This window comes from Nocardioides pacificus, from assembly GCF_054775955.1.
In genome coordinates this window covers 718,933-745,243 of the sequence record NZ_BAAHCI010000005.1, presented here as the reverse complement: position 1 = coordinate 745,243, position 26,311 = coordinate 718,933, and the positions used below count along the sequence as shown (strand labels likewise).

The window sequence follows — 26,311 nt, the reverse complement described above, 5'->3', positions numbered from 1 at the left end:
CTGACTCACCCGGCTGCAGCAACGGCTTTCTGACGGGCCAGCTCACGGCGCTTCTCGGCGAAGGCCAGGGCGTCCGCCCAGCTCCCCGTCTTCATGATCTGCACGCGATACTTCATGATTTCGCCCTGGCCGTTGACGGTCAGTGCACCGATTAGACGATCCCCGCGGCGGTAGAGGGCGACCCAACGTGAGTCGCTGCCCGGGTCCCCGTCAACGAGCAGCACCTCGTCGGCGTCGGGTGAGCCGACGAACTGGATGCGCACGTCGTACCAGTCGGACCAGAAGTAGGGCACGGTGCCGTAAGGCTTGGCGTGCTCGGGGTCGAGGGCGTTGCGGGCAGCCGCGGCCCCCTGCTCGGCGGCCGCGGTCCAGTTCTCCATCCGCTGGCGCTCGCCGAGGAGCGGGTTGACCCAGCTGGCCACGTCGCCGGCGGCATAGACCCCCGGCACCCCGGTCCACAGGTTCTCGTCGCACACGATGCCGTTGTCCAGCGTGAGGCCGCAGCCCTCGAGCCAGCCGACCGACGGGATGACGCCGATGCCGACGACGACGAGGTCGGCCGGGATGCTGGTGCCGTCCTCCAGGACGACCCGCTCCACGCGGCCGTCGCCCTCGATCGCGCGCACCCCGACGCCGCAGCGCAGGGTGGTGCCGTTGCGCTCGTGGAGCGCCGCGAGGGCGGCACCCATCTGACGACCGGTGGCGCGGACCAGGGGCGTGGGAAGCGCCTCCACGATGGTCGCCTCGAGGCCGCGCTTGCGGGCGGTGGCGGCGACCTCGGAGCCGATGAACCCGGCCCCAACGACCACCGTCCGGGCTCCCGCCTCGAGCGCCTCCCGCACGGCCAGCGAGTCGTCGAGGGTGCGCAGCGCGTGGACGCCGGCCAGGCCGTCCGCACCGGGCAACATCCGGGGGTGCGCCCCGGTGGCGATCACCAGGGCGTCGTACCCGATCTCCTCGTCACCGACGAGCACGACCCGACGACCGGTGTCCAGGCCCGTGGCGGGTGTCCCCAGACGGAGGACGACCCGCAGCTCGCTCATCGCCTCCGCAGTGCGGAAGTACGGCGGAGGCGCGAGCTCCACCTCGGCACCAGCCCCGTCCAGGAACGCCTTGGAGAGCGGTGGCCTGTCGTAGGGCAGGTGCGGCTCCGCGCCGATTAGCACGACCTCACCGTCGAAGCCGGTCTTGCGCGCGGCCTCCACCGCCCTGAGACCAGCCAGCGAGGCGCCGACGACCACGAGACGCCGGGGGCGGGGACGGGCCGAGGAGACGTCGGACATCGTCACCGCTCGATGCTCAGGGCTTCCGTCGGGCAGCCGGAGACGGCTTCCTCGACGGCCTGCAGCTCGTCCGCGCTGATGTCCTCCTTGAGCAGCACGAGGTCACCGTCGTCGTTCACCTCGAAGAAGTCTGGCGCAAGTGACTCGCAGATGCCGAGGCCGGTGCACTTGTCGTAATCGACGACACACTTCATCGTTCTTCACCTTCTCTGGTGTTCCGGGCTGTCCGGGCGGGTTGTACGGGTGGTTCGTCCGGGTGTTCTGGTCACGCGGTCTGGCGGCTGCGGTCCGGCTGGTGCCGGGCCACGATCTTCCCCACGACGATCTCGGCCGTCTCCGCGCAGGCGGTCGTGCCCCCGTTGGCGTACTCCTTGACCGCGTCGCCGACGTTCCACAGGCCCGTGAACGGCGTGTCGTGGGACATGTCGAAGCCGGCGACGGCACGCTGCGGCGGCCACCCGTCCCGGGTGGTGACGTTGCTGAGGATGCGGGCCCGTTCGTCGAAGCCAGGGATCGTCTCGCGCAGGTCCTCCATCAGCAGGGCGTACTCGGCCTCCTCGTCGAAGTCGCCGACCGACGGCTTCGGCACGGCGGTGCCGACGTAGAGGTGCCAGCCCTCGGGCGCCATCTCCGGGCAGCTGTGGGTGAAGTTGGCGATGTACGCCAGCCGGCGAGAGGTGGCAAAGCTGAGCATGCCGGGCGCCTCGATCAGCCGCTCCTGGCTGGCGAAGTTGACCGTGATCATGGCCGTGGGCCGGTCGTTTCGCTTGACCGTGTCGACGAAGTCGGACGGCACCTCCGCGTCACGGAGGAGTCCGAGCGTCCCCGGGGGGCCCACGTTGCTGACCACGACGGGGGCGTTGATCGTGTCGCCGCCCTTGACCACCACGCCGATGACCCGGTCGCCGTCGACGACGATCCGCTCGACCTCGGTGGAGAGGCGGACCTCGCCCCCGTCGCGCTCGATCGCGGCGGCGAGGGCCTTCCACAGGCCGATCGTGCCCTCGGGGTGGAAGCCGAAGCGCTTGAACGCGCTCTTGCGAGTGAAGTAGGTGAGGAACACCCGGGCCGGCAGGTCCTCGGAGCCGACGGCGAACACCGAGGCCGCCATGTTGCGGAAGATTCCGTGCACGCCCTCGTTCTCGGTGTACCGCGACACCCAGTCCGCGAGGCTCAGCTCGTCCTCCGGGAGCGCGCCGTCGTCCTTGCGAGCCGCGCCGATCCCGCTGACCAGTTTGGCGCCCTGGCGGGTCAGCTTCTGCAGCAGGAAGCCCCAGCCGCCGCCGGTGACGTCCACGTCCTTGCCCTTGATCCGGTAGAGGATCGGCGGGCTGGGCTCGCGGATCTCCCACGGCACGTCGAGCTCGCGGCAGGTGCGCTCGGTGACGCCACCACACTCGATCACGATCGCGCCGTCGTTGACCTTGAAGCCGTCGACGTCGGTCGTCGACGCGCGGCCGCCGACCTTGTCGAGGCTCTCGAGGACGAGGGTCCGGTAGCCCTGGTGCTGCAGGCGGGCGGCGGTGAAGAGGCCACCGGCGCCGGCGCCGATGACGATGGCGTCGTACGACGAGGTGTTCTGCGACATGTGCATGACTCCTGGATCAGTAGGACCGCGGCAGCCCGAGCGAGGTCTGCGCGACGAAGTTGAGGACCATCTCCCGGCTGACCGGGGCCGTACGCATGAGCCGAGTGACGAACCACAGCTCGGATAGCCCGTACTCGTGGGAGAGGCCGTTGCCGCCGTGGACCTGAATGGCCTGGTCCAACGCCTTAAGCGCGGCCTCGGCGCCGACGAACTTGGCGACGTTGGCCGCTTCGGCGACCCCGGAGTCGCCCTCGTCGTAGAGGACGGCGGCGTTCCGGGTGGCCAGGCGGGCGACCTCGACGTCGATGTGCGCAGCCGCCAGCGGGTGGGCTACGCCCTGGTGCTGCCCGATCGGGACCGACCAGACCTGGCGGGTCCTGGCGTACTCCGAGGCCTTCTCGACCGCGTAGCGGCCGACGCCGGTGGTGATGGCCCCCACCAGGATCCGCTCCGGGTTCAGCGCGGCGAAGACCTGGCGCAAACCCTGTCCGGTCTCGCCGACCAGGGCGTCCGGGCCGACGCGCACGTTGTCGAGGAAGAGGCTGAACTGCTTGTCCGGCGAGACGATCGAGGTAGGGATCTGCTGGAAGGAGACCCCGGGGGCGTTGGTCGGCACCAGGAAGATCGAGAGCCGCTTCTTCTCCGGGGTGGACCGGTCCGCGTCGCGGGCGACCACCAGGATCGCGTCGCTCTGGTCGACCGCGGAGATGTAGTACTTCGAGCCGCTGATCACCCAGCCGTCGCCGTCCGTGCGGGCCGTCGTCGCGACCTCGTGGCTGTTGGAGCCGGCGTCGGGCTCAGTGAGCCCGAAGGCGACCTTCTTCGTGCCATCGGCGATGCCGGGCAGCCACTCCGACTTGAGCTCCTCGGAGGCGTGCGCGGCCAGGACGGACCCGATCATGGCCGGCGAGATCACCCACAGGAGCATCGGCATGCCGTGCGCCGCGAGCTCCTCCACCACCACGACGGCGTCCTGCATGCCGCCACCACCACCGCCGTACTCCTCGGGGAGGTGGACCCCCAGCAGTCCGGCCCGGCCGAGCTCGGACCACAGCTCGGGGACGTCCTCGCCGGCGCGCGATCGCTCGAGGAAGTAGCCCTGGCCGTAGCGGGCGCAGATCTTCGCGACGCTCTCGCGGATCGCGTGGTGGTCCGCGGTGTCGCGGATGAGTCCGGGCACGGTCATTCTCCTTGGAAGGTGGGACGTTGCCGGGAGAGGAAGGCCTCGACGGCGGTGCGGGCGTCCTGGGTTCGGCCAGTGGTGGTGAGCGCCTCGATCTCGGCGTGCAGCTGCTCGGGCAGGCTGCGGTCCCAGGACTGGCGGAGCAGCGCGCGCATCTGGGCGAAGGCGCGGGTGGGGCCGCCAGCCAACCGGCGAGCGATCTCGTCGCCGCGCGCCCGGGCGTCGGCGGCGGGGACGACCTCGTTGACGAGGCCCCAGTCGAGAGCCTGCGCGGCCGTGATCGGCTCGTTGGTCAGGTAGGCCCAGGCGGCTCGGGCGGGACCGATCCGACGAGGGAGGTGCCAAGTGCCACCACCGTCCCCGCTCAGGCCGATCGCCGCGAACGCGGTCACGAACCTGGTGTCCTGGGCGGCAACGACGAGGTCGGCGGCATAGACGAGGCCCAGCCCACCCCCGGCGACGGAGCCCTGCGCGACGGCCACGATCGGGGCCTCGAGGCCGGCCAGAACCTCGAACGCCAGGTGGAACGGCGTGACCATGCGGCGCAGGGTGCGACCCATGCCCGCGAGCTCGTCGTGGCCCCCGGCGAAGGAGACGATGTCGCCACCCACGGTCAGGTCGGCCCCGTCCCCACAGAGCAGGACGGCCCGCACGGTGCTGTCGCCAGCGATGCGGAGAGCCGCCGCGAGCAGCTCGTCGGCGACCTGCTGGTCGATGGCGTTGCGGGCGTCCGGGCGGGTCAGGCACAGCGTGGCCACCCCGTCGGCGACGGTGAGGTCGATGGTCTCGAGGGCGCTGCTGACGGGCGCCGCCCCGGCGAGCGTCGCGAGGAAGACCGCAGAGTCGGTCAGTTGGGTCAGCCCGCTGATCCGGCCGTCGCCGAAGTCCCAGAGGTGGATGAACCATGCCTCCAACGGCCTGCCGCTTGTCCGCGCCTTGCCTCGGTAGGTGCCCTCGACCTGGAGACGCCCGTCGGGCAGCTCGGTGAACCGCTGAGGCACCGCCCGGATCCGCCAGTGCGCGCCGATCGCGAACCAGCCGTCCCGGATCATCGCCTCGGATCCGACGTGCTCGCCGCCGACCCCGAACGGCAGGCCCGGTGTGAGCCGGCCCACGAAGTCGTCGTTCAGCACCGCCTCGATGGCCGCCCGGTCGCCGACGGCCAGGGCGTCGTACAGCCCACTGACCAGCGTCTGGGCCTGCTCCGTCTCGCTCACATAATCGAATATAGATTAAAGAACGGGGTGCGACAAGCCAGCTCGACGGTGCGAGATCTCCCAGGCCGGTCTCCGGGGGACTCAGGCCTCCGGCACCAGGGCTTGTATCGCGTCTCGCGCCGCCGGGGTCGCCGCGCGTCGCAGTGACGCGGCGAGTACAGACGCTGTTGCCCCCCAGCCCCTGTTCCGGGTCAGGTAGGCGTCAACTTCCGAGGTGCGCGTCCAGACGCCCTGCGTGGCCACCCATGACGGCAATCCGGTCGAGGCCGAGGTGGTCGGAGAGAACACCGTGCGGCCGACCGAGGACGAGGTCTGGCGGAACTCCGCCACTCGGGTCGCAGGCGCCTGAGCCGGCGCCCGCGCCGGCCTGCGATCAGCCCCGCTCGTTGCCGACCACGGAGACGAACGAGACGCAGCCGCCCGGACGCCCGCCGAGGTTGTGGGTGAGCGCGAGGCGCGGGTCGGCGAGCTGCCGCGCGCCGGCCTCCCCCCGCAGCTGCAGCCAGGCCTCGTAGAGCATCCGCAGGCCGCTGGCGCCCACCGGGTGACCGAACGACTTCAGCCCACCGTCGATGTTGACCGGGAGCCGACCGGCGGCGTCGAAGTCGCCGCTGAGGCTGTCCTTCCAGGCCTGCCCCCGGTCGGCGAAACCGAGGTCCTCCATGAGGACCAGCTCGGTGGGGGTGAAGCAGTCGTGCACCTCGGCCAGGGACAGCTCCGAGCGCGGGTCAGTGATACCGGCCTGGGCGTAGGCATCCGTCGCGGAGTGCACGACCTCGGGGAACGTCGTGAAGTCGTAGTCGGGATCGAGCCCGCCCCGCATCGGCCCGGACGCCAGCGACAGCGCCTTCACGAAGATCGGCCGGTCGGTGTAGTCGTAGGCGTCCTCGGCCCGGACGACGAGCGCGGCGGCCGCGCCGTCCGAGACACCCGAGCAGTCGAAGATCCCGAGCCGGCCAGCGACCCGGGCGGCACCGTCGATGGTCTCCCGGGAGACCTCCTTGCGGAACTGCGCCTTGGGGTTCCGGGCGCCGTTGACGTGGTTCTTCCACGCGACGTGCGTCATCGCCTCACGCATCGCGGCCGGGTCGACGCCGTACTTGCTCGTGTAGGCGGGGTCGAGCAGCGAGAACGCCGCCGGGGCGGTCAACGACAGCTCGGCAGCGGTGCCGTCCGAGGGCGGGTCGGCCCGCAGGAGGCCCGAGAACCCGGAGTCCTTGAGCTTCTCCACGCCCACGGCCATCACCCGGTCGTAGGCACCCGACGCGACCGCGTAGCAGGCGCTGCGGAACGACTCCGACCCCGTGGCGCAGTAGTTCTCCACCCGGGTCACCGGCTTGTAGTCCAGGCCGAGCGGACGGCTCAGCGTGAGCCCCGACTGCCCGGAGTTCAGGGTGCCGAGCCAGTAGGCGTCGACGTCGTCGCGGGCGACACCCGCCGAGGTGAGCGTCTCCCCCACGGCCTCGATCAGCAGGTCGTCGGTGGAGGACTCCCACCGCTCCCCGAACCGGGTGCACCCCATGCCGACGATCGCGACGGCGTCCTTGATCCCCTTGCTGGCCATCAGCGGACCCGTGCCTTCCAGAAGTAGTTGTGCACATTGCCGGCCGTGAACAGCCGCCGGAACACCAGCTCGACCTCCGAGCCCACCGCGACGCCGTCCGGATCGGCGTCCGCGACCTCGAGCGTCGTGCGACCGCCACCGGCGAAGTCGACAACCACGTCGACCACCGGCGGGGACGGCGAGAAGGCCAGCCGGTCGACGGTGAACGTGGCCACCGAGCCGCTCAGCTCCGCACTGGACACCGTCTCCATCGCGTCGAGGGCGCTGCAGGAGCGACACACCCGCAGCGGCGGCAGGTGCAGGAATCCGCACTCGGTGCACCGACTACCCGCGAACCCGAACTTCCAGGCTGCGGCACGCGCCGACGGCGGCCCGGCGGGACGGTCCGGCTCCGGGCGGCGCGGGAGCTCGCGCTCGAGCAGTCCGCGCCAGGACAGGTACGTCGTATATGGCACCGGGAGGCCGCCCTCCAGCTGAGCCGCGACCGGGCGCCCGGCCCGGCGGGCCGGCAGGTGGTCGGTAGTGCGCAGGAGCAGCCCGTCGCAGCCGTCGGTCGCGGACAGCACCAGCACCGTCTCCCCGGGTCCGGCGACGTCGAGGGCGGCCGCCAGGCCGAGCAGCGGGTCGGCCGCACCGGAGAACCCGATCGGCGAGGTGGTCGAGGACAGCGCTCCCTTGACGAGGCTGCTCGCGCGCTTGGTGATGCCGGGGTTGCCGCTCGTCACGACGACGTGGTCGGCCTCGGCGAGCCCGGCATCGTCGAGCAGCCGGGCCGCGACGGAGCGCACCAGGTCGGCGTACCGCTCGAACCCGAAGCGCTCCTCCCACTGCTCCCCGGTGGTCTGCTGCGGGTCGCGCCAGCGGTCGAGCAGCTCGAGGGTCTCGCCGGCCACGCCGAGCACGTCGGCGATGGGCTCACCCTCACCGAAGAGCAGCGCGGCGGCGCCGTCGCCGCCAGCCCGCTCGTCCAGCGAGCCCGGCTTCCCGACGCGCACGTCGGCAGCGACCACCAGGCCACCCGTGGCCCGGGCCGCGCGGATGGCGGCGAAGGTCGACCGGGCGGACCCGACCAGGTCCGCCGCCGGGACGGCGGAGGGCAGGCGGAGCGCCGCGTGCACGGCGGCCGCGTTGGTCTTGTCGAGGTACGGCGGGGAGCTGCTCGCCCACCACAGTGAGGTCGGCTCGGCACCACCCACTGCGCGGGCCGCCTCGACGGCCATCGTGGTGGCGTCCTCGTCAAACGAGGCGACCACCCGCCCGTGCCCACCACCGCGGACGCCACTGTCGCTGCCCAGCCGGTACGACGGCAGGTACGCGCCGTAGCTCAGGATCCCGTTCACTTGCCCGCCCCCCGGAACAGCGCGGCGATGCCCTGGCCGCCGCCGATGCATATCGTCTCCAGCGCCAGCCCGCCCTGACGGCGGTCGAGCTCGTGGAGCATCGAGGTGAGGATGCGGACGCCGGTGGCGCCGATCGGGTGCCCGAGCGAGATCGCGGACCCGTTGACGTTGAGCCGGTCTTCGACCTCGTCGAGCTTGACCCCCCATCCGGCGAGCACGGCGAGGACCTGTACGGCGAACGCCTCGTTGAGCTCGATCAGGTCCAGGTCGTCGAAGGTGACTCCGGTGCGGGCGAACAGGCGCTGCACGGCGGCGACCGGGCCGATGCCCATGATCGCGGGGTCGCACCCGGCGGCCGCCCAGCCCTCGAACCAGGCCAGTGGCTCGAGGCCCAGCTCCTCGAGCTTGTCCTCGGCGACGACGAGGCAGGCGGCGGCGGCGTCGTTCTGCTGCGCGGCGTTGCCGGCGGTCACCGTGCCGCCGGGCGTGATCGTGCGCAGTCGGGCCAGGGACTCCGGGGTGGAGTCCGGGCGCACGCCCTCGTCCCGGTCGAAGACGACGTCATCCCCACGGCGCTGCGGCACCGTCACCGGCACCACCTCGCCGGCGAACGCGCCGGACTCCCACGCGGCGGCGGCGCGCTGGTGGCTGCGGGCAGCGAAGGCGTCGGCCTGGTCGCGGCCGATACCGTACCGGGTGGCGAGGTTCTCCGCCGTCTCGATCATGCCGCTGATCGGCCCGAACCGCTCCTCGGGCTGGGACCGCTCGCGGCCGCGGTCCAGCCGGTCGTAGAGGGTCTGGTTGCCCGACCGCGAGCCCCACCGGGCGGTGGTCGTGTAGTGCTCGATGTTGCTCATCGACTCCACGCCGCCGGCGATCACCACGTCCGCGGCGCCGGTCTGCACGGTCATCGCCGCGGTGATCACGGCCTGCAGCCCGCCGCCGCATCGACGGTCGACCTGGAAGCCGGGCACCTCGATCGGGAGGCCGGCGGCCAGCGCCGCCCAGCGTCCGATGCACGGCGCCTCGGAGTTCGCGTAAGACTGCGCGAACGCGACGTCCTCGACCCGCCCTGGATCGATGCCCGAGCCGTCCACGACCGCCCGGATGATGGTCGCGGCGAGGTCCTCGGCCGGGACCGGCAGGAGCGAGCCCCCGAAGGTGCCGACGGCGGTCCGCATGGGCTGGACGATGGCAACGCGTCTCATGGTGCTCCTCTGGATTTGCGGGCTCAGGCCGAGGCGAGCACCCGGTCGGCGCTCGCCTCCAGCTCTGCTCGGTGGTCGGGGTGCGCGACGGCGATCATCCGCTCGACGCGCTGGGTCAGGGTGGCGCCGCGGAGGTCGGCGACGCCGTGCTCGGTGACCACGACCACGCCCTCCGCACGAGATGTCGTCACCGGCCCGGACAGGCCGGCGACGATGCGGGTGCGGGCACGCGCGGTCGACGGCAGGGCGACGATCGGCAACCCGCCGGGAGACCGGGCGGCGCCGCGGAGGAAGTCGACCGCACCGCCGACCGCGCCGACGTAGCGACCTCCGGCGACTTCGGCGTTCACCTGCCCGGTGAGGTCAACCTCGATCGCCGCATTCACGGCCACCAGCTGATGGGCCGCTGCGAGGACCTGCGGGTCGTGGGTGTAACTCGTGGGACGCAGTTGCACGGCCGGGTTCTGGTGGACCCACCGAAAGAGTTCTGCGGTGCCACCGAGCAGGCCAGCGACGGCTACGCCCCGGTCCTGGGCCTTACGAGCCCCGGTTGCGACCCCTGCCTCGACCAGCCGCATGGCGGTGTCGTTGAGGATGCCGGAGTGGATGCCGAGGTCCTGGTGGTTGACGAGCTCCGCGAGGACCGCCTCGGGCAGGGCGCCGATCCCGAACTGCAGGGTCGCGCCGTCCGGGACTAGCGCCGCGACCCGTCGAGCCGTGGCGACGGTGTCCTCGCTCATCCTCGGGGTGGGGAGTTGGCCGGGCGTGCGGGACGTGTGGATCGCGGTGGTCCACTGGTCCGCGGTGAGCGTGCGGGCTCCGAGGGTGAACGGAACCTGGTCGTTGATCTCGGCAATGACTACGCGGGCGGTGTCGATGGCTGCCGAGAAGTAGTCGTCGGCCAGGCCGAGGCTGTGGCGTCCCTGCTCGTCGGGCGCTGAGACCTGCACGAGCACCACGTCGGCTCGCAGCGCCCCCTCGCACAGGAGGCTCGGCAGGGACGAGTAGTGGACCGGCCACACCTCGAGCCGGCCCGCGGCGTGCAGGGCCGTGTTGGTCCCGGCCCCGCAGTAGGAGTGGACTTCCAGCGCTGGCGGCACCGTATGAGCGGTGATGGCCGACTCGGCGGGAATGCCGACGAAGCAGCGGACCCGCCCGATCCGGTCGACCTGCTCGACCAGGAGCTCGGTGAGCGTGAGGGGCTCAGCACAGGCCTGGCCCCACGTGACCGTGTCACCCGATCGGATCAGGCCGGAGAGGTCGAGGACCGCGGGATCCACGAAGGTCACCCACGCCACCGTTCATGTGACGGGTCGAGCAGCTGGGTGAGGTGTCCTTCCTCGAGCCACACGATCGACTCGAGCTCCAGGGCGTCGAGGAACCGCACCCTCCCGGTGCGGAGGTCCTCGATCCGCAGCCGCACCGAGCGGCCGCTCTGGTCGAGTCGCACCGAGACTGAGGCGAACTCGCTCTCGACCACGGCGCCGACCCCCGGGACCGCGAGCGGCCCGGTCGGCTCCTCGAAGACGATGTCGGGGCGTTCCTGAGGATCAGGTGTGGTGGCCATCAGATCAGGAACCCCAGCGTCGGCAGGACGCGCGCGTTGTCGACGAGCACGACCTTCTTGTAGACCAGCCTGATCTGGTCGTCCATCCGGCGCAGCCGGTAGGTGGTCCGTCCACCCCAGAGCTCGTTTCCGCGGGGCCGGGACTCGAGCGCCATGAAGTTCGCGCCCACCTCGAGGTCGACGCCGCCTCCGGGCGTCGCGCGTCCGCCGAGCAGCTCGACGTTGCCGATGATGCGGCGCAGGTTGGACGGCGGAGCCTGGGCGTAGCGCTTGCCGGTCCGCACTTGCTTGAGACGGGTGGAGATCCGGTTGCGGTTGTCGTAGATCACCGAGACGTGGGTGCGCGGGTGCTTACCCTCGCCGTCGACCGGTACCCAGTAGAGGGCATCGTCGGTCCACAGCGCCTCCCAGCCGTCGTAGTCGTTCTCGTCCGCAAGCCGAGCCTCCCGGTAGAGGAACTGCTCGACCTCTCGTGCCTCCCAGCCGTCCGGGACCGCGAGCAGCTCGCCGCCCGAGTCGGGTCGCGGGGGCAGGTCGGTGAGTGCAGCCTGGGTGGTCATTCAGTCCTCCGCGTTCATCAGCGACTTGTAGTGGTTCCAGAACCCGCGCATGCCGGTCTCGTCCGTCGCGGCACCGATGGTGAAGCCGTTCTCGTCCACGCCCTCGCGGACCAGGCCGCGGCGCACGTCGAGCCACTCCGGGTCGGCCATCTCCACGCCACGCTGGTTGCGCTCGTACATCTCGGTGTCGTCCGCAAGCAGCATCCCCGCTGGGCCGACAGAGCCGATCGACTGCGACACCATCCGCTGGTTGAGCTCCTGCCCACCGGCCAGCTGCACCGCCGTGGCGTACTGCACGCACTCCCCCACCGCGACCGGCTGAATGTTGAACACCTGGATCTCGGCGATGAACAGGTTGGGGAAGATCATCACGTGCGGGGCGCCCTCGATCATCCTGCGCTCGGCGTCGTCGCCGTAGGCCTCCTGCATCGCCGCGACGTAGCCGGGGACCCGCTCGAGCGTGGTGCCGAACCAGCGCATCGGCTCGGCGAAGCCGCGGAACTCGGGCCGCAGGTCGTTCTCACTGTGACCGTCGCCGAGGTTACGGGTCACCGCCGTCGAGCTGTCGCTGTAGAGGGCGCCGATCGGGCTGCCCGTGACGCCGAAGATCGAGCCGTGGACGAACTGGGGGTGGTAGCCGTCCGTCTCGTTCTCGGCGAGGAACTTCCAGTTGGACCGCGTCCTGTGGCGCAGCCAGCCGGCATCGAGACTCACCTTGCCCTCGGGCGACAGGCCCACCAGGCGATCGATCTCCCCCTTGGCGGCGCCGAGGTGCTCGTCCAGCGAGGGACCCTCCGCGGCGAGGCTGCCGAAGACGAAGCCCTGGTACGACGACACGCGGGCGACCTTGCCCATGCCAAGCTCGAGCTTGTTCTTGCCGCCGTATCCCTTGTTGTACGGATAGCCGAGCAGCTCACCGGTGTTGCGGTAGGTCCAGCCGTGGTAGGGGCAGCGGAACGAGCTGGAGTTGCCTGCCTGGTCGTCACACACCTGCAGCCCGCGGTGGGCGCACCGGTTGATCAGCAGGTGCACCTCGCCCTCCTTGTCGCGGGTCATCACGACGTCCTGGTCGGCGAGCTGCTTGCGCACGTAGTCGTTCGGCTCCGGGACCTCGCTCTCGTGACCGACGAAGACCCACGTCTTGTGCCAGACCTTGCGCAGCTCCTCGGCGAAGATCGACGGGTCGGTGTACAGCGAGCCGTGCACGCGTGCCGGCTGAACCAGCCGGTCGTAGCGGCTGCCCTCGACCTCGGGCACGGGGGGGGTCACGGCGGTCATGGCTTTTCTCCTTCGAGCGGGACAGGTTGGTCGACCAGCTCCACGAGCCGGAACTTCTGGACCTTGCCGGTCGCGGTGGTGGGCAGCTGCTGCGCGTCGATGAACATGACCCGCTTCGGCACCTTGAAGCGGGCGAGGCGCGTCTTGGCATAGGAGACGACCTCCTCCGCATCGAGGTTGTCCCCGTCCGGGCCGGGAGCGCGGACGATCACCGCGCAGCCGATCTCGCCCCACCGGTCGTCGACGGCGCCGACGGCGTAGACCTGGCTGATGCCGGGGTGGGCACCGAGGACCTCCTCGACCTCCTTCGGCATGACCAGCTCGCCGCCGGACTTGTAGACCTCCTTGCTGCGGCCCGTCAGGACGAGGTAGCCGTCCTCACGCACCTGTCCGAGGTCCCCGGAGTGCAACCAGACGGTGCCGTCGGGGGCCTCGTGCAGCGCGGCAGCGGTCTCCTCGGGCTTGGCGTGGTAGCCGAGCATCGTGGTCGGTCCGGCGGACGCCAGCTCGCCCACTGCGCCTTCCGGGAGCGCCTCGCCGGTGGTCGGGTCGACCGTGCGGTAGACGCACAGCGCAGCCAGCCCGGTCTCCTCGTGCTCACTTCCCGGCACGCCCGCCGAGCCGGCCAGCTTGGGTCGCCCGACCGTCGTCGAGGTCAGTGCCAGCTCGTCCTCCGGCAGCGTCATCGTCATCGCGCCACCGCACTCGGTCATCCCGTAGCCGGTGACGATCTCGCTGACGCCGAAGTCGCGCTCGACCTGCTCCCACAGCCACACAGGTGCGGGAGCGGAGCCGCACAGGATCGCGCGCAGGCTGGACAGGTCCGCCTCGTGACGCAGCGGGCTCTCCACCATGGCGACCGCCATGGTCGGGACGCAGAGCATGTCGGTGGCCCGGTGCTTCTCGATCGCGGTGAGGTAGCCGGCGGCGCTGAAGGACGGCAGCATGATGACCGCCCCGCCGACGTACGTCGCGGACAGCAGGCCCTCGACGTAGCCGAACATGTGGTAACAGGGCAGCGAGAAGAGGATCCTGCGGCCGTCCTCGTAGGCCCGGGTCAGCGCCGAGGCGAAGCCGGTGCGCAGCACCGCGTCGTGGGTCACCTGGACCCCCTTCGGGGATCCTGTGCTGCCCGAGGTGTACAGCAGGTCGGAGAGGTCGTCCGGTCCGTGCCCGGCGCCGTCCGAAGCGCCCGCGTGCTGCTTGCCGAGCTCGGCGAGCGCGTCCCCGGTGAGGGCGCCTGGACGAGGTACGTCGCCGGGACGCTCGACCAGCACGACGTGGCGCAGCCCGTCGGGCGCCTGGCCCCCGACGGGTCGGCGCTGGGGGAACTCCGGGCTGTCCCATCCCGGCACGATCTCGTCGAGCATTCCGGCGTGGTCGAGGCTCTGGAAGTCGGCGTTGGTGATCAGCACCGTGCAGTCCGACTGCTTGAGCACGTAGCGCAGCTCGTCGGTGCGGTAGAGGAAGTTGAACGGGATGGCGACCGCGCCGGCGCGGGCGATCGCGAACTTCAGCGTGACGAACTCGGCGTGGTTGGCCATCAACAGCCCGACGCGGTCGCCCTTGCGGACACCCAGGGCGGCAAGGCCGTCGGCCAGACGCCGCGACTCGGCGGCGACCTCGGCGTAGGAGAGGACACGTTCGTCGGTGACCACCAGGTCACGCTCGGGGAACTCCTCGGCGCAGGCGTCGAGCCAGGCGTCGAGGGTGCGTGGGGTCCAGGTGCTGAAGCGCTCCTGCAGGGCGGCGCGGCGCTGGGCGATGGAAAGGGTCACGCCACACCTCCTTTCTTTAATCTAGATTAGATTATCTCGGTAAGGTCGTTCTGCCAAGCAGAGGTCAGGCCGGGGTGATCTCAGGGAGCGCGGCGGTGCCGACCAGGTCGACGAGCTTGAACTTCTGGATTTTGCCGGTCGGGGTCGCCGGCAAGTCACCCGCGAGGAACCAGCGGCTCGGCACCTTGTACGGCGAGAGTCGCTCACGGCAGTGCGCGATGAGCGCGGCGACCAGGGCGGCCGGGTCCTCGGCTGCGCCCTGCTCCCGCAAGCGCACCGCGGCGCCGACCACCTCGCCCATCCGATCGTCCGCGATCCCGAACACCGTCGCGTCGAGCACTGCGGGGTGCTCGACCAGGCAGGACTCGATGCTGGCGGGGGCGATGTTCTCACCACCCCGAATGATCAGCTCCTTGAGCCGGCCGGTGAGCGTGATGTAGCCACGCTCGTCCATCGCCCCGAGGTCGCCGGTGTGCACGAAGCCGTCGGCGTCGACGGTGCTCACCGTCGCGTCGGGGTCGTGCAGGTACTCGACGAGCTGCTGGTAGCCGCGGGCGCAGATCTCGCCGGGGGTCCCGAGTGGCACAACGTCGCCGTTGGCCGGGTTGACGATCTTCACGTCCACCTGGGGGAGGGGATGGCCGACGGTTCGTAGCTTGTCCTCCCGGGTGTCGCCCGGTCGGGTGGCGGTCAGCACGGGTGCCAGCTCGGTCTGCCCGAAGACGTTGGTCACCGCGGCACCGAAGGACTGCTCGGTCGCCTCGATCATGGCGGCAGGCACGTTGGAGGCACCGCCCAGGGCCACCGACAACCGGGGAGCGGGCTCGGACGAGGTCCGCTGGGCCTCGAGCAGCGCCCCGAGCACGGCCGGCACGAAGAAGAGCACCTCGACGTTCTCGCGACGCATCGTCTCGAGCACGGGCACCGGCACGAACTGCTCGACCAGCACCTCGGTCCCGGCCAGCCACAACGGGCCGAGCGTGCCGATGACACAGGCGGCGGTGTGGAACATCGGCAGCGGATTGATGGTCACGGCGCCAGCCGGCATGTCGACGTACTCCATCGTCAGCTTGGCGACGTTGACCAGCGAGCGGTGCCGGAGCAGCACGCCCTTGGGCTTGCCGGTGGTGCCGGAGGTGTACTGCAACATGACCGGCAGCTCAGCGTCCGTCGGCGCCTCGGCGACGACGGCAGGGTCGGGCTTCTCGGCCCGCCACTCGTCACGGTTGGAGAGGCTGACCAGCCGCAGCTCCGGGCGGGTCGCGGCGACCTCGCGAGCCACCGAGGCCATGTCGTAGTCGCGACTGCGGTCGGCGTGCAGCAGCACGGTGCACCGGGAGTGGTCCACGGCGTACTCGAGCTCCGGCTTGCGGAGCACCGGGTTGAGGGCCACCAGCACCACGCCCGCCAGGGCGGCGCCGTGCTGGATCAGCACCCACTCGACGACGTTCGGCGCCCACAGAGCCACGTAGTCTCCGGGCTCTGCCACCTGACGCAGCCCGGTCGCGATCCGCTGGGCCTCCGCGTGCAGCTCGGCGTAGGTCAGTCGCACCTCGGACCCGTCGCCGTGCCGGGTGCCCACCAGGGCGAGACGGTCCGGGTACCGGCCGGCCCGGTCGGCGAGCAGTGCGGGGACGGTGAGGTCGCTCAACGCCACGCTGGTGTCCGCGGTCAGGTACGACGTGGTGAGGACGGCCGCTTCGTCGGGGTGGCTCAAGGTCATTGGCTCTTCTCCTGGGGTGGGGTCGACCCGAAGACGGGGCGACGCTTCTCGGCAAATGCGGACACGCCTTCGGCGAAGTCGTCGCTGTCCCAGAGCGTGGTCTGGTTGCGCACTTCGAGATCGAGCACGGCGAGCGGGTGACGCGGCTCGCCGGACAGCATCTGCTTGATCACACCGAGGGCGAGTGGCGGCCCGGCCGCGAGCGTGGCGGCGTCCTCGAGCGCGGCCGTCAGAGCGCTTCCGGGATCGACGACACGGTCGGCGAGCCCGATGGGCCCGGCCTCCGCGCCGCTGACCCGCGAGCCCAGCATCAGCATCTGGCGCGCCCGGGCAGCGCCGACGCGGGCCGGCAACGAGGCGAAGATGCCCATGTCGCCGGCGAGCCCGACTGCCGTGAACGTCGTGGCGAAGGTGGCGTCGCTCGCCGCAACGACCCGGTCGCAGGCGAGGGCGAGCGCCGTGCCGGCACCGAAGGCCGGACCTTCCACCGCGGCGACGACGGGCTTGGGCGTGTGCCACAGGGCGCGGATGATCCGCTGGGCCGCCTGGGTCCGCGGGGTCGTCTGGTGTCGGGGCTGGCGCTGCATGGTGGAGATGTCTCCGCCGGAGCAGAACGATCCCTCGGCTCCGGTCAGGACGATGGCTCGGATCCCCGGATCGGCGTCTGCGGCCTCGACCGCGTCGCCGAGCGCGTAGCGCAGCGGCAGGTTAATCGCGTTGCGCAGGTGGGGTCGGTTGAGGGTGATGATGCGGACGGCACCCTGGTCCTCGACCAGGACCGGCGCCCGCTCCTCCGCGGCGGTCAACGGCCTACGTACGTGCCGGGTCGGCGCTCGATGACTGCGGCCAGCGCCTCGCGGCTGTCGGCGGTGCCGGACAGCTCGGAGACGACGCGGGCCTCCTCGGGGAGCCGCTCCACGACCGTGGAGCCGAGACCGTCCCAGACCAGCCGCTTCGTGGCGGAGAGTCCAAGGGGCGGCTGGGCCGCGAGGTCGGTGGCGAGGGCGTCGACGGCGCCGGTCAGCTCCTCGTCGGGCACGACCCGGGTGACGATGCCGAGCCCGAGCGCCTCGCTGGCGGTGAGCGTCGGGTTGGTGAGCAGGATGTCCATCGCGCGACGCAGGCCCACGATGCGGGCCAGGGTCACCGTCGTGCCGGCGTCGGGCGCCATGCCGACGCGGACCGCACCGGAGAAGAACTTCGATCCCTCGGCCGCGACGACCAGGTCGGCCGCGCAGACCAGTCCGAACCCGGCCCCGCCGGCGGCGAAGCCCTGCACCTGCGCGATGACCGGCGCCTTGAGCTGGATCAGCGCGGCCGTCGCGAGCTGCAGCCACGCCGTCGCCTCGCGCAGGTACGCGGGCAGGTCCTCGCCCTTGCTGGCGAAGGTCTTGACGTCGCCGCCCGCACAGAAGTTGCGGCCCTCGCCGCTGAGCACCACGACGCGCACGGTCGGCTCAGCGTGGCACTGCAACGCGACCTCGTGCAGCACGCGCAGCAGGTCGGCGTCGACGGCGTTCGATGCCTCGGGGCGGTTCAGCCGGATCCGGGCAATGCCTCCGTCGATGCCGAGGAGCACCGGGCCCTCGGTTATCAGAGCAGTCATGACGTGCCTTCCTTCCGGCCGGCGAACGCCGACACGCTGGTGTCGCCGGCCTCGCCGGCGATATGGTCGACGACGGCGTCCAGCTCGAGGTTCAGACCTGTCCCGACGTCGGTGGCCAGTCCGGTCCGGACCAGCCTCTTGATGGTCTCCACTGCGTCGGGGCGACGGCTGGCGAGCCTGTGCGCGAAGGCGGCGACTCCCTCGGCGAACGCGTCCGCGGGGAACGACCGGTAGGCCAGCCCCCAGGAGACCGCGTCGGCCCCCGAGAGCCGGTCCCCCGAGAGGAGCAGGCCCATGGCCCGCTGGCGGCCGGCGAGACGCGGCAGTCGTTGTGAGCCGCCACCGCCCGGCACCATCCCGAAGTTCACGTGGTTGTCGGAGATCCGGGCGTCCTCGCGCACCAGCACGACGTCGCACGCCTGCATCAGCTCGAAGCCGCCAGCCATGGCCACGCCTTCGACGGCGGCGATCACCGGCTGCGCGACGCTCTCGACGGCGGCACAGGCGCCCTGGAAGGCCTCGAACAGGCTCCGCAGGGCGGACTTTCCTTCCGCACGCAGCCGCTGCACCTCGGCGAAGTCGCCACCGGCGCAGAAGTTCCCGCCCGCACCGCGGACCAAGATGACGCGCACGCCCGGGTCGCCGCCCGCGGTCAGCACGGCCTGCTCCAGCGCGACCGCCAGGTCCCGGGTGACCGCGTTCATCGCCTCGGGCCGGGACAGGGTGACGTGCGCGACATGGTCGGCGATCTCGAGCCGAACCGGAGCGCCGCCCTCGGCCACCGATGTCGGGGCGCTCACATGCCCCTCCCGCCGGAGACCTCGAGGACGGCACCCGTCATGTAGCTGGACAGGTCGGAGGCGAGGAAGGCCACGACGTTGGCGATCTCCTCGGGCTCCCCGGCACGGCGCATCGGGATCGTGGCCTCGGTGGCGGCGTACGCCTCGGGGGCCATCGCCTCCGTCATGGGGGTGCGGATCAGGCCGGGCTGGATGGCGTTGACGCGGACCCCGTGGTGGGCTAGCTCCTTGGCGGCGGCCTTGGTCATGCCGACGATGCCGGCCTTGGCGGCGCTGTAGTTGGTTTGCCCCGGGTTGCCGACCTTGCCCGACATCGAGGAGATGTTGATGATGCTGCCGCGCTTGGCGTCGCGCATCACCTCGCTGGCCGCACGGATGCCGAGCCAGGTGCCCTGGAGGTGCACGGTGATGACGGCCTGGAAGTTCTCGAGCGTCATCTTCCGCAGCGACGCGTCCCGGGTGATGCCCGCGTTGTTCACCAGCACGTCGAGCCCGCCGTACTCCTCCACGGTGCCGCCGACGAGTGCCGCCACGCTCTCCTCGGAGGTGACGTCGCAGGCCACGCCGCGCGCGGCCGGCCCGAGCTCTGCCGCCGCGGCGAGCGCCCGGTCGCCGTCGAGGTCGGCCACGGTGACCTGGCCACCCTGCTGGACGAGCACGGTGGCGATGGCGAAGCCGATGCCCTGGGCAGCACCGGTCACGATCACGCGCTGCCCCTCGAGCAGTCTCATCCCACGGGAGGTCATGCGACGTACCTGATGATCGACTGGACAACGGCGGCTGGCTTCTCGGACCCCTCGACCTCGAAGACCGTCTCGAAGACGGCCTGCACGGCGCCGTCGAGCGACGTCACCAACAGCACCGAGGCGGCGGCACGGACCTTGCTGCCCACCCGCACCGGCGCCATGAAGCGCACCTTGTCGAGGCCGTAGTTGACCGCCATCGTCACGTTGTCCACGCGGTAGAGCTGGTTGAGCATCGGCGGCAGCAGCGAGAGGGTGAGGAACCCGTGCGCGATGGTCGCGCCGAACGGCCCCGCCGCGGCCCGCTCGGCGTCCACATGGATCCACTGGTGATCGCCCGTGGCGTCGGCGAACGCGTCGATCCGGGCCTGGTCGACCTCGATCCAGTCCGACGTCCCCAGGACGTCACCCTCCGCACGCGCGAACTCCGCGATCCCGTCGTAGATCTTCATGCATCCGCCTTCGTCTGTTTTTCAAATCTAAAGTAGATTATGCTGCCAAGCACCGCACGTCAACGTCGTGCCGGCGGCGAGCGACTGCTCCCGCACCCTGATCCAGGAGGAACCCATGTCCGAGGCCTACATCGTCGAAGCTGTCCGCACACCCGTCGGTCGCCGCAACGGCGGCCTCGCCGCAGTCCACCCCGCTGACCTGGCGGCGCACCCGCTGAAGACGCTGGTCGAGCGCGCCGGCATCGACCCGGCCGCGATCGAAGACGTGCTGCTCGGGTGCCTGGACAACATCGGCGCTCAGGCCGGCGACATCGCCCGCACCGCGGCCCTCGCGGCTGGCTTCCCCGAGTCCGTCCCCGGCGTGACCATCGACCGTCAGTGCGGCTCCGCCCAGCAGGCCGTGAGCTTCGCCGCGATGGGCGTGGCGAGCGGCTACCAGGACCTCGTGGTCGCCGGCGGCGTGCAGAAGATGAGCCAGTTCCCGATCCTGAGCGCCTTCGGGGCCGGCGAGCCCTACGGGTCCACGGACCCCTGGTCGGGCTCCGAGGGCTGGGCCGCGCGCTACGCCGACCAGGAGATCTCGCAGTTCCGCGGCGCCGAGATGATGGCCGAGCACTGGAAGCTGACCCGCGACGACTGCGAGGCGTGGGCCTTCCAGAGCCACCAGCGAGCCCTTGCCGCGATCGACGCGGGCCACTTCGAGCGCGAGATCGCGTCGTACGCCGGCGTCACGACCGATGAGGGGCCGCGCCGCGACACCAGCCGCGAGAAGATGGCGGGCCTGCAGACGCTCGTCCCCGGCGGAGTGCTGACCGCGGCCGTCGCCTCCCAGATCTCCGACGGCGCCGCCGCCCTCCTGATCGCCTCCGAGCAGGCGGTCAAGGACCACGGCCTGACCCCGCGCGCGCGGATCCACCACGTGTCGGTGCGCGGCGACGACCCGGTGATGATGCTCTCGGCCCCGATCTCCGCCACCCAACACGCGCTGAAGAAGGTCGGCATGACCATCGACGACATGGATGTCGTGGAGATCAACGAGGCGTTCGCTCCCGTCGTGCTGGCCTGGAACCAGGAGCTCAACGCCGACCCGAGCAAGGTCAACCCCAACGGCGGCGCGATCGCCCTGGGCCACCCGATCGGCTGCACCGGGGCGCGCCTGATGACCTCGCTGCTCCACGAGCTCGAGCGCACCGGCGGTCGCTTCGGCCTGCAGACCATGTGCGAGGGCGGCGGCCAGGCCAACGTGACCATCATCGAGCGGCTGGGCTGAGGCGGTCATGGAGCGGACGCTCTACGAAGAGGACCACGAGGCCTACCGGGAGACCGTGCGGGAGTTCCTCGTCCGCGAGGTCGTCCCGCACAAGGACCAGTGGGACGACGACCGATGGATCCCGCGGGAGGTCTTTAAGGCCGCGGCGAAGGCAGGGCTCTACGGCCTGCAGATCCCGGAGGAGTACGGCGGCAGCGGGGTTTCCGACTACCGCTACCGCCTGGTGGTCGGCGAGGAGGTCGCCCGGGTCAACGCGATCTCCTTCAGCGTGACCCTCGGGCTGCAGGACGACCTGTTCCTCGCCTACCTGCTCGGGCGGGCGGACGAGGAGCAGAAGCAGCGCTGGCTGCCCGGCTTCGCCGCAGGGGAGCTCATCGGCGCACTGGCGATGACGGAGCCGGGGACCGGGAGCGACCTGCAGGGCATCCGCACCTCCGCACGCCGGGACGGTGACGACTGGGTCGTCAACGGCCAGAAGACGTTCATCTCCAGCGGCATCATGGCCGACCTCGTGGTGCTCGCCGTCCGCACTGACCCCGACGGGGGTTCCAACGGGTTCAGCCTGCTCATGGTCGAGGCCGACAAGACACCGGGGTTCGAGCGTGGGCGCAAGCTCGACAAGATCGGCCTGCCCGCTCAGGACACCGCCGAGCTCTTCTTCACCGACGCCCGGGTTCCGGCGGCGAACCTGCTCGGCGAGGAGGGTCAGGGTCTGAAGTACCTGATGAGCCACCTGCCCCGCGAGCGTCTGGGTGTCGCGAACCAGTCCATCACGACCGCGCAAGCCACCCTCGACCAGACCGTGGCGTACCTCAAGGACCGGACGGCCTTCGGCAAGCGCCTGATCGACTTCCAGAACACCCGGTTCGCGCTGGCCGAGATGGCCACTGAGCTCGACGTGGCCCAGGCCTACGTGGACGCCTCGGTGCTGGCCTACAACGCGGGCACTCTGACCCCCGTCGAGGCTGCCAAGGGCAAGTGGTACGTCAGCGAGCTGCAGAAGCGCGTCATCGACCGCTGCCTGCAGCTGCACGGCGGCTACGGATTCATGCGCGAGTACGCCGTGGGCAAGGCCTACGTCGACACCCGGGTCCAGACGATCTACGGCGGCACCACGGAGATCATGAAGGAAATCATCGGCCGCGACATCGCCGACGGTCGCTGACCCAGGCCCGCAAGCGCCCCTCGAGCCGGACCCACCAGCCGGCTCGGGGGGGTGTTCCGGTCCACCCTCGCTGCTCACTCGAGACTCATCGGAGCGTGACGACGTGTCCTGGCCCTTCGACTCCTACCGGGCCCCCGCCGACTTCGACCTGCAGGAGTTCTCGTTCATGCTGGCCGGCCTGCGCGGGTTTCTCGGTTCCGTGGCGCAGTCCGCACCGCCACCGGAGCTTCTTCGTTCGCTCCGCGAGGACCTCGACGGGTGGCAGAAGGTCCTGGCACCCCACCTGGCCTCCGACGACGACTCCCCGTACGGTCAGCTCGACGGCGCCGCGGACCACGGTCTGGCGTCGCTTCCCGAGCTGACGATCCACGACGAGGCGCCCGGGACCGTGGACGCCACCGTGACCTTCAGCCGGTGGCACGTCGGCGGGGGCGGCACCGTTCACGGCGGTCAGGTCGCCACGGCACTCGACGCGCTGATGGGCCGAAGTCAGTTGGCGGACGGCTGGATCGCGCGGACCGCCTACCTCAACGTCAGCTACCGGGCGGGCACCCCCTGGGGTCGACCCGTTCAGGCGGAGGTGCGGACCGCGACCTCCCAGGGCCGCAAGCAGTTCCTACACGGCCGGCTGTTCGACGACCAGACCACCTTCGCCGAGGCGGAGGCACTCTTCGTACGAGTCGACCGCTACCCGGGCCACACCTGCGCGCCTCGTCGCGAGACACCGGAGACCTCATGACCCATGCTCCCCACGTCCCTTCCCTCGACGTCTCGAACAGGCCGACCAGCGCGGTCGACACCCTCGCCGACATCCTCGAGCGACGGTTCAGCTGTCGCGGCTTCGCCCCCGATCCGATCGACCCGGTGACGCTGCGACGTCTCTTCACCCTCGCGCAGCGCACCCCGTCGTGGTGCAACTCCCAGGCGTGGGAGGTCCACCTGGTCTCCGGCCCGGACGTGGCCGCCCTCAGCGACAAACTGGTCTCCCGGGTGCTGTCCGGCCCGGAGACCCCGGACATCCCCGGGCCCGAGCGGTACGAGGGCGTGTACGCCGACCGGCGGCGCAGCTGCGGCATGGCCCTGTACGAGGCGGTCGGCGTCGCGCGCGAGGACAAGGAGACTCGACAGGCGCAGATGTTGGAGAACTTCCGCTTCTTCGGCGCCCCGCACGTCGCGGTGATCACCAGCCCGAAGACGCTGGCACCTACGGCGTCATGGACTGCGGCGCGTACGTCGCCAACCTGCTCAACCTCGCCCAGGCCCTCGACCTCGGTGCCATCGCCCAGGGCGCGATCGGCATGTATGCCGACGCGGCCCGCGAGCACCTCGCCATCACCGAGGACCGTGACGTGGTGTGCGCAGTGTCCCTGGGACAGGCCGACCCGGACCACCCGGCCAACACCTTCCGCACGGAGCGCGAGACGGTCGACCGGGTCGTCCTGGGTCTGCCCGCCTGACGGTCAGCCAGGCGGTCGCCGCATCACCCGACTGGGTTGGATCCGATCGTCACCTCCGACATGTCGGTGATCTCCGACCACCGCTCGGAGACCTCACGCAGGCTGGGCGGCTCCGCGAAGGTCACCCCCGCGTTCTGGAACTGCGCGACCCGGTAGGTCTGTCCACCGCCCACCACGAACACCGAGCCGGACTCGGCGCACTCCTCGGTGAGCAGGTAGGTCACCACAGGCGCCACGAACGCCGGCGGCAGCTTCTCGAGCATCTCCTGGGGCGCGACGTCCTCGGTCATCCGCGTCGCCGCCATCGGGGCGATCGCGTTGACCAGCACCCCGTCGCGGGCACCCTCGATCGTCAGGGTGTGCAGCAGGCCCACCAGCCCCGCCTTGGCGGCGCCGTAGTTGGCCTGCCCGAAGTTGCCGAACAGGCCGCTGGTGGAGGTGGCCATGACGATCCGGCCGAAGCCCTGCGCACGGAAGTGCGGCCAGACGGCCTTGGACACGTGGTAGCCGCCGTCGAGGTGGACGGACTGGACCAGCTTCCAGGCATCAGTGGTCATCTTCGTGAACGACATGTCGCGCAGGATCCCGGCGTTGTTGACCAGTCCATGCACCGCACCGTAGGTCTCGATCGCGGTCGCGACGATGGCCGCAGCCCCCTCCGCCGTCGCGACGCTGTCGTAGTTGGCGACGGCCTCGCCGCCCGCGGCACGGATCTCCGCGACGACCTCGTCCGCCATCGCGGTGCCGGCACCGCTGCCATCCCGCGCGCCACCGAGGTCGTTGACCACGACCTTGGCGCCGACGCTGGCCAGGAAGAGTGCGTACTCGCGTCCCAGACCACCCCCTGCCCCGGTGACGATGACGACCCGACCTTCGACTCCAGCCATGTTCTCCCCTAAGGTGACAGTGAATTTAATCTAGATTAAGAATAGGTCATGATCCAACGCCTCAGCGACCGCCTCGCCCAGATCGAACTGCCCCTGCCCCTCGAGGGACTTCCCAGCGTGAACTGCTACGTGGTGCTGGGCGACGACGAGACGGTCCTCGTCGATCCCGGCTGGTCCTCACCCGAGACGGAGCAGGCATTGCTGGGCGGACTGGACGAGCTCGAGCTGTCCCCGGGTGACATCAGCCGGAGCCTCACCACCCATCACCACTGGGACCACTACACCCAGGCCCTGACCTGGCAGGCGCGCCACGACATCCCCGTCCACCTCGGCCGGGGCGACGACCGCAGCATCCGCGCCTGGTTCGACCTCGAGGGTGCGTTCCCCCGTCAGGTCGGGCTGCTCCGCGCCGCCGGGGCGACCGAGCTCGCCGACGAGATCGCCGGCCTACAGGCCGAGGTCCACGAGCAGGACATGGACTTCGACCTGCCGGCTGCGTGGCTGGACGACGACCAGGTGATCGACTGCGGTGGCGTCAGCATCCGCACCCTGGCCACCCCAGGACACACCCGCGGGCACGTCTGCTTCGAGATCCCCGAGGAGGGCTTCCTGCTTACGGGTGACCACGTCCTGCCGCGCATCTCGCCGTCCATCGCCTACGAGCGCGAGCCAGACCCGCTCTCCCTGCTCAGCTACCTGTCGTCCCTCCGACTGGTCGCCGAGCGTCCCGACCTGCGCATGATGCCGGCGCACGGCGCTATCGACCTCGCGCGCGGCAGCTCCAGCACCCGCGCCGCGGAGCTGCTCGAGCATCACCGCGAGCGGCTGGAGGTCATCACCTCCCTGGTCCGCCAGGGTCGCTCCACTACCCACCAGGTGGCTGACGGCATGGTCTGGACCCGCCGAAACCGACGGCTCGCCGAGCTCGAGCCTGTGCACCGGATGACCGCAGTGCTCGAGGCCGGAGCATACCTCGCGCTGCTCGCTCACGAGGGCCGGCTACGCCCGACAAACCTCGACGGCGTCGACCACTACGCGAGTCCCGAGCAGTCACAGATGAGCACCGACCAGACGTCGTACCTCGACGACCTGGGTCCAGAAGCGACGTAGGACCTGGGCACCTACACGATCGCCGTCGAGGAGATCGTGGCGTTCGCTCGGCAGTGGGGTCCTCAGGTCTTCATGTCGACGAGGAGATCGCGCGGTCGGGTCACTACGGGGGCTTAAATAGCCAGCGGGCTGCACTCGATGTCCATGCTGCAACGCCTTACGGTCACTGGCGTAGTCAAGGACCGGGTCATGATGGCGGGCCGTCCGGCGAGCGACGGGCAGATGACGAGCCCGGTGCGTCCCGGGATGACGCTGCGCGGCCGCTGGGCCTCGACCGTGTTGAGCACATCGAGGTCCCGAGCGGCTGCTGGTCCACCATCTTGTCGCCGCACCACGAGGACACGTGCGTGCTCTCGTGCCGGGGAGCGGCCTACCTGCGGCGGCGCCCCGCCAGCCCAGCGAATTGAGCGGGGTACGGCGAGCAGGGGAACCTCAGCAACCATGGACTGGCTCCGGCCGCGCCATGCGTCAGCCCCGCCGCGAGGCCGACCGCTGTCCGGATCAGTCGGGCCAGCGCCGAGTTCAGCCTCTC

25 protein-coding genes and 1 pseudogene are annotated in these 26,311 nt (G+C 70.8%); 6 read left to right on the top strand and 20 right to left on the bottom strand.

Annotated elements, in window-relative coordinates:
* Positions 1-5 precede the first annotated feature (5 nt).
* From ACYU7L_RS06165 to ACYU7L_RS06145, 5 genes are all read right to left on the bottom strand, one after another.
* Positions 6-1,283 carry an NAD(P)/FAD-dependent oxidoreductase gene (locus ACYU7L_RS06165; RefSeq protein ID WP_460796589.1) on the bottom strand — a complete coding sequence of 426 codons (1,278 nt, stop codon included), beginning with the start codon at positions 1,281-1,283 and terminating at the stop codon, positions 6-8.
* Between the two features lie 2 nt (positions 1,284-1,285).
* The gene (locus tag ACYU7L_RS06160; protein WP_460794447.1) at positions 1,286-1,477 is read right to left on the bottom strand and encodes a ferredoxin; all 192 of its coding nucleotides are present in this window, start codon (positions 1,475-1,477) and stop codon (positions 1,286-1,288) included.
* Between the two features lie 71 nt (positions 1,478-1,548).
* A complete protein-coding gene (locus ACYU7L_RS06155; RefSeq protein ID WP_460794445.1) occupies positions 1,549-2,871 on the bottom strand; it encodes a phytoene desaturase family protein in 1,323 nt (440 codons plus the stop codon).
* 16 nt (positions 2,872-2,887) lie between these two features.
* Entirely contained in the window at positions 2,888-4,051 is a 1,164-nt protein-coding gene (locus ACYU7L_RS06150) for an acyl-CoA dehydrogenase family protein (RefSeq protein ID WP_460794443.1), read from the bottom strand.
* Positions 4,052-4,053: 2 nt separating this feature from the next.
* Positions 4,054-5,271 (bottom strand): enoyl-CoA hydratase-related protein, encoded by a 1,218-nt coding sequence (locus ACYU7L_RS06145; RefSeq protein ID WP_460794442.1) that lies wholly within the window; start codon positions 5,269-5,271, stop codon positions 4,054-4,056.
* Between the two features lie 214 nt (positions 5,272-5,485).
* Between ACYU7L_RS06145 and ACYU7L_RS06140 the strand changes: the two genes are divergently transcribed.
* Complete coding sequence (locus ACYU7L_RS06140) at positions 5,486-5,620, top strand: hypothetical protein (protein ID WP_460794441.1); 135 nt, start codon at positions 5,486-5,488, stop codon at positions 5,618-5,620.
* 24 nt (positions 5,621-5,644) lie between these two features.
* On the opposite strand, the gene ACYU7L_RS06135 is transcribed toward ACYU7L_RS06140, so the two are convergent.
* The 14 genes from ACYU7L_RS06135 to ACYU7L_RS06070 form a co-directional block, all read right to left on the bottom strand.
* Positions 5,645-6,835, bottom strand: coding sequence for an acetyl-CoA acetyltransferase (locus ACYU7L_RS06135; RefSeq protein WP_460794439.1), 1,191 nt, complete (start codon positions 6,833-6,835; stop codon positions 5,645-5,647).
* Positions 6,835-8,175, bottom strand: a complete 1,341-nt coding sequence (locus ACYU7L_RS06130; RefSeq protein ID WP_460794436.1) for an OB-fold domain-containing protein — start codon at positions 8,173-8,175, stop codon at positions 6,835-6,837. The genes ACYU7L_RS06135 and ACYU7L_RS06130 overlap by 1 nt, the downstream gene beginning before the upstream one ends.
* Positions 8,172-9,383 carry an acetyl-CoA C-acetyltransferase gene (locus tag ACYU7L_RS06125; protein WP_460794434.1) on the bottom strand — a complete coding sequence of 404 codons (1,212 nt, stop codon included), beginning with the start codon at positions 9,381-9,383 and terminating at the stop codon, positions 8,172-8,174. Before ACYU7L_RS06125 ends, ACYU7L_RS06130 begins: the two co-directional genes overlap by 4 nt.
* 23 nt (positions 9,384-9,406) lie before the next feature.
* Complete coding sequence (locus ACYU7L_RS06120; protein WP_460794432.1) at positions 9,407-10,672, bottom strand: acetyl-CoA hydrolase/transferase family protein; 1,266 nt, start codon at positions 10,670-10,672, stop codon at positions 9,407-9,409.
* Positions 10,669-10,950, bottom strand: coding sequence for a hypothetical protein (locus ACYU7L_RS06115; RefSeq protein ID WP_460794429.1), 282 nt, complete (start codon positions 10,948-10,950; stop codon positions 10,669-10,671). Before ACYU7L_RS06115 ends, ACYU7L_RS06120 begins: the two co-directional genes overlap by 4 nt.
* Complete coding sequence (locus ACYU7L_RS06110) at positions 10,950-11,510, bottom strand: aromatic-ring-hydroxylating dioxygenase subunit beta (RefSeq protein WP_460794427.1); 561 nt, start codon at positions 11,508-11,510, stop codon at positions 10,950-10,952. The genes ACYU7L_RS06115 and ACYU7L_RS06110 overlap by 1 nt, the downstream gene beginning before the upstream one ends.
* Entirely contained in the window at positions 11,511-12,788 is a 1,278-nt protein-coding gene (locus tag ACYU7L_RS06105; RefSeq protein WP_460794426.1) for an aromatic ring-hydroxylating oxygenase subunit alpha, read from the bottom strand.
* Positions 12,785-14,566, bottom strand: coding sequence for a class I adenylate-forming enzyme family protein (locus ACYU7L_RS06100; protein ID WP_460794425.1), 1,782 nt, complete (start codon positions 14,564-14,566; stop codon positions 12,785-12,787). Before ACYU7L_RS06100 ends, ACYU7L_RS06105 begins: the two co-directional genes overlap by 4 nt.
* 64 nt (positions 14,567-14,630) lie before the next feature.
* Positions 14,631-16,289: a class I adenylate-forming enzyme family protein gene (locus ACYU7L_RS06095; RefSeq protein ID WP_460794424.1), complete on the bottom strand. Its 1,659-nt coding sequence runs from the start codon at positions 16,287-16,289 to the stop codon at positions 14,631-14,633.
* On the bottom strand, positions 16,286-17,095 hold the full coding sequence (locus ACYU7L_RS06090) for an enoyl-CoA hydratase/isomerase family protein (RefSeq protein WP_460794423.1): 810 nt from the start codon (positions 17,093-17,095) through the stop codon (positions 16,286-16,288). Before ACYU7L_RS06090 ends, ACYU7L_RS06095 begins: the two co-directional genes overlap by 4 nt.
* A complete protein-coding gene (locus tag ACYU7L_RS06085; protein WP_460794422.1) occupies positions 17,092-17,895 on the bottom strand; it encodes an enoyl-CoA hydratase/isomerase family protein in 804 nt (267 codons plus the stop codon). Before ACYU7L_RS06085 ends, ACYU7L_RS06090 begins: the two co-directional genes overlap by 4 nt.
* Positions 17,892-18,695, bottom strand: a complete 804-nt coding sequence (locus tag ACYU7L_RS06080; RefSeq protein ID WP_460794421.1) for an enoyl-CoA hydratase/isomerase family protein — start codon at positions 18,693-18,695, stop codon at positions 17,892-17,894. The genes ACYU7L_RS06085 and ACYU7L_RS06080 overlap by 4 nt, the downstream gene beginning before the upstream one ends.
* On the bottom strand, positions 18,692-19,441 hold the full coding sequence (fabG, locus tag ACYU7L_RS06075) for a 3-oxoacyl-ACP reductase FabG (protein ID WP_460794420.1): 750 nt from the start codon (positions 19,439-19,441) through the stop codon (positions 18,692-18,694). Before fabG ends, ACYU7L_RS06080 begins: the two co-directional genes overlap by 4 nt.
* Positions 19,438-19,890, bottom strand: coding sequence for a MaoC family dehydratase (locus tag ACYU7L_RS06070; RefSeq protein WP_460794418.1), 453 nt, complete (start codon positions 19,888-19,890; stop codon positions 19,438-19,440). The genes fabG and ACYU7L_RS06070 overlap by 4 nt, the downstream gene beginning before the upstream one ends.
* Before the next feature lie 115 nt (positions 19,891-20,005).
* On the opposite strand from ACYU7L_RS06070, the gene ACYU7L_RS06065 reads away from it, so the two are divergent.
* The 4 genes and pseudogenes from ACYU7L_RS06065 to ACYU7L_RS06050 all read left to right on the top strand — a co-directional run bounded on the left by ACYU7L_RS06065 (position 20,006) and on the right by ACYU7L_RS06050 (position 23,782).
* Positions 20,006-21,160 carry an acetyl-CoA C-acetyltransferase gene (locus tag ACYU7L_RS06065; RefSeq protein ID WP_460794416.1) on the top strand — a complete coding sequence of 385 codons (1,155 nt, stop codon included), beginning with the start codon at positions 20,006-20,008 and terminating at the stop codon, positions 21,158-21,160.
* 7 nt (positions 21,161-21,167) lie between these two features.
* Positions 21,168-22,325 (top strand): acyl-CoA dehydrogenase family protein, encoded by a 1,158-nt coding sequence (locus tag ACYU7L_RS06060; RefSeq protein WP_460794415.1) that lies wholly within the window; start codon positions 21,168-21,170, stop codon positions 22,323-22,325.
* Positions 22,326-22,428: 103 nt separating this feature from the next.
* Positions 22,429-23,064: a PaaI family thioesterase gene (locus ACYU7L_RS06055; RefSeq protein ID WP_460794414.1), complete on the top strand. Its 636-nt coding sequence runs from the start codon at positions 22,429-22,431 to the stop codon at positions 23,062-23,064.
* Positions 23,061-23,782, top strand: a pseudogene (locus tag ACYU7L_RS06050) (nitroreductase). Before ACYU7L_RS06055 ends, ACYU7L_RS06050 begins: the two are co-directional and overlap by 4 nt.
* Before the next feature lie 23 nt (positions 23,783-23,805).
* On the opposite strand, the gene ACYU7L_RS06045 reads toward ACYU7L_RS06050, so the two are convergent.
* The gene (locus ACYU7L_RS06045) at positions 23,806-24,669 is read right to left on the bottom strand and encodes an SDR family oxidoreductase (RefSeq protein WP_460794413.1); all 864 of its coding nucleotides are present in this window, start codon (positions 24,667-24,669) and stop codon (positions 23,806-23,808) included.
* 48 nt (positions 24,670-24,717) lie between these two features.
* On the opposite strand from ACYU7L_RS06045, the gene ACYU7L_RS06040 reads away from it, so the two are divergent.
* Positions 24,718-25,779 (top strand): MBL fold metallo-hydrolase, encoded by a 1,062-nt coding sequence (locus ACYU7L_RS06040; RefSeq protein ID WP_460794412.1) that lies wholly within the window; start codon positions 24,718-24,720, stop codon positions 25,777-25,779.
* Positions 25,780-26,311: the final 532 nt, after the last annotated feature.

What these genes read in the sequence shown, in the direction of transcription:
- ACYU7L_RS06085 (WP_460794422.1), bottom strand. Translation starts at nt 17,895, where the DNA reads ATGACTGCTCTGATAACCGAGGGCCCGGTGCTCCTCGGCATCGACGGA.
- ACYU7L_RS06125 (WP_460794434.1), bottom strand. Translation starts at nt 9,383, where the DNA reads ATGAGACGCGTTGCCATCGTCCAGCCCATGCGGACCGCCGTCGGCACC.
- ACYU7L_RS06165 (WP_460796589.1), bottom strand. Translation starts at nt 1,283, where the DNA reads ATGTCCGACGTCTCCTCGGCCCGTCCCCGCCCCCGGCGTCTCGTGGTC.
- fabG (WP_460794420.1), bottom strand. Translation starts at nt 19,441, where the DNA reads ATGACCTCCCGTGGGATGAGACTGCTCGAGGGGCAGCGCGTGATCGTG.
- ACYU7L_RS06105 (WP_460794426.1), bottom strand. Translation starts at nt 12,788, where the DNA reads ATGACCGCCGTGACCCCCCCCGTGCCCGAGGTCGAGGGCAGCCGCTAC.
- ACYU7L_RS06045 (WP_460794413.1), bottom strand. Translation starts at nt 24,669, where the DNA reads ATGGCTGGAGTCGAAGGTCGGGTCGTCATCGTCACCGGGGCAGGGGGT.
- ACYU7L_RS06070 (WP_460794418.1), bottom strand. Translation starts at nt 19,890, where the DNA reads ATGAAGATCTACGACGGGATCGCGGAGTTCGCGCGTGCGGAGGGTGAC.
- ACYU7L_RS06095 (WP_460794424.1), bottom strand. Translation starts at nt 16,289, where the DNA reads ATGACCTTGAGCCACCCCGACGAAGCGGCCGTCCTCACCACGTCGTAC.
- ACYU7L_RS06060 (WP_460794415.1), top strand. Translation starts at nt 21,168, where the DNA reads ATGGAGCGGACGCTCTACGAAGAGGACCACGAGGCCTACCGGGAGACC.
- ACYU7L_RS06160 (WP_460794447.1), bottom strand. Translation starts at nt 1,477, where the DNA reads ATGAAGTGTGTCGTCGATTACGACAAGTGCACCGGCCTCGGCATCTGC.
- ACYU7L_RS06110 (WP_460794427.1), bottom strand. Translation starts at nt 11,510, where the DNA reads ATGACCACCCAGGCTGCACTCACCGACCTGCCCCCGCGACCCGACTCG.
- ACYU7L_RS06135 (WP_460794439.1), bottom strand. Translation starts at nt 6,835, where the DNA reads ATGGCCAGCAAGGGGATCAAGGACGCCGTCGCGATCGTCGGCATGGGG.
- ACYU7L_RS06040 (WP_460794412.1), top strand. Translation starts at nt 24,718, where the DNA reads ATGATCCAACGCCTCAGCGACCGCCTCGCCCAGATCGAACTGCCCCTG.
- ACYU7L_RS06115 (WP_460794429.1), bottom strand. Translation starts at nt 10,950, where the DNA reads ATGGCCACCACACCTGATCCTCAGGAACGCCCCGACATCGTCTTCGAG.
- ACYU7L_RS06155 (WP_460794445.1), bottom strand. Translation starts at nt 2,871, where the DNA reads ATGTCGCAGAACACCTCGTCGTACGACGCCATCGTCATCGGCGCCGGC.
- ACYU7L_RS06065 (WP_460794416.1), top strand. Translation starts at nt 20,006, where the DNA reads ATGTCCGAGGCCTACATCGTCGAAGCTGTCCGCACACCCGTCGGTCGC.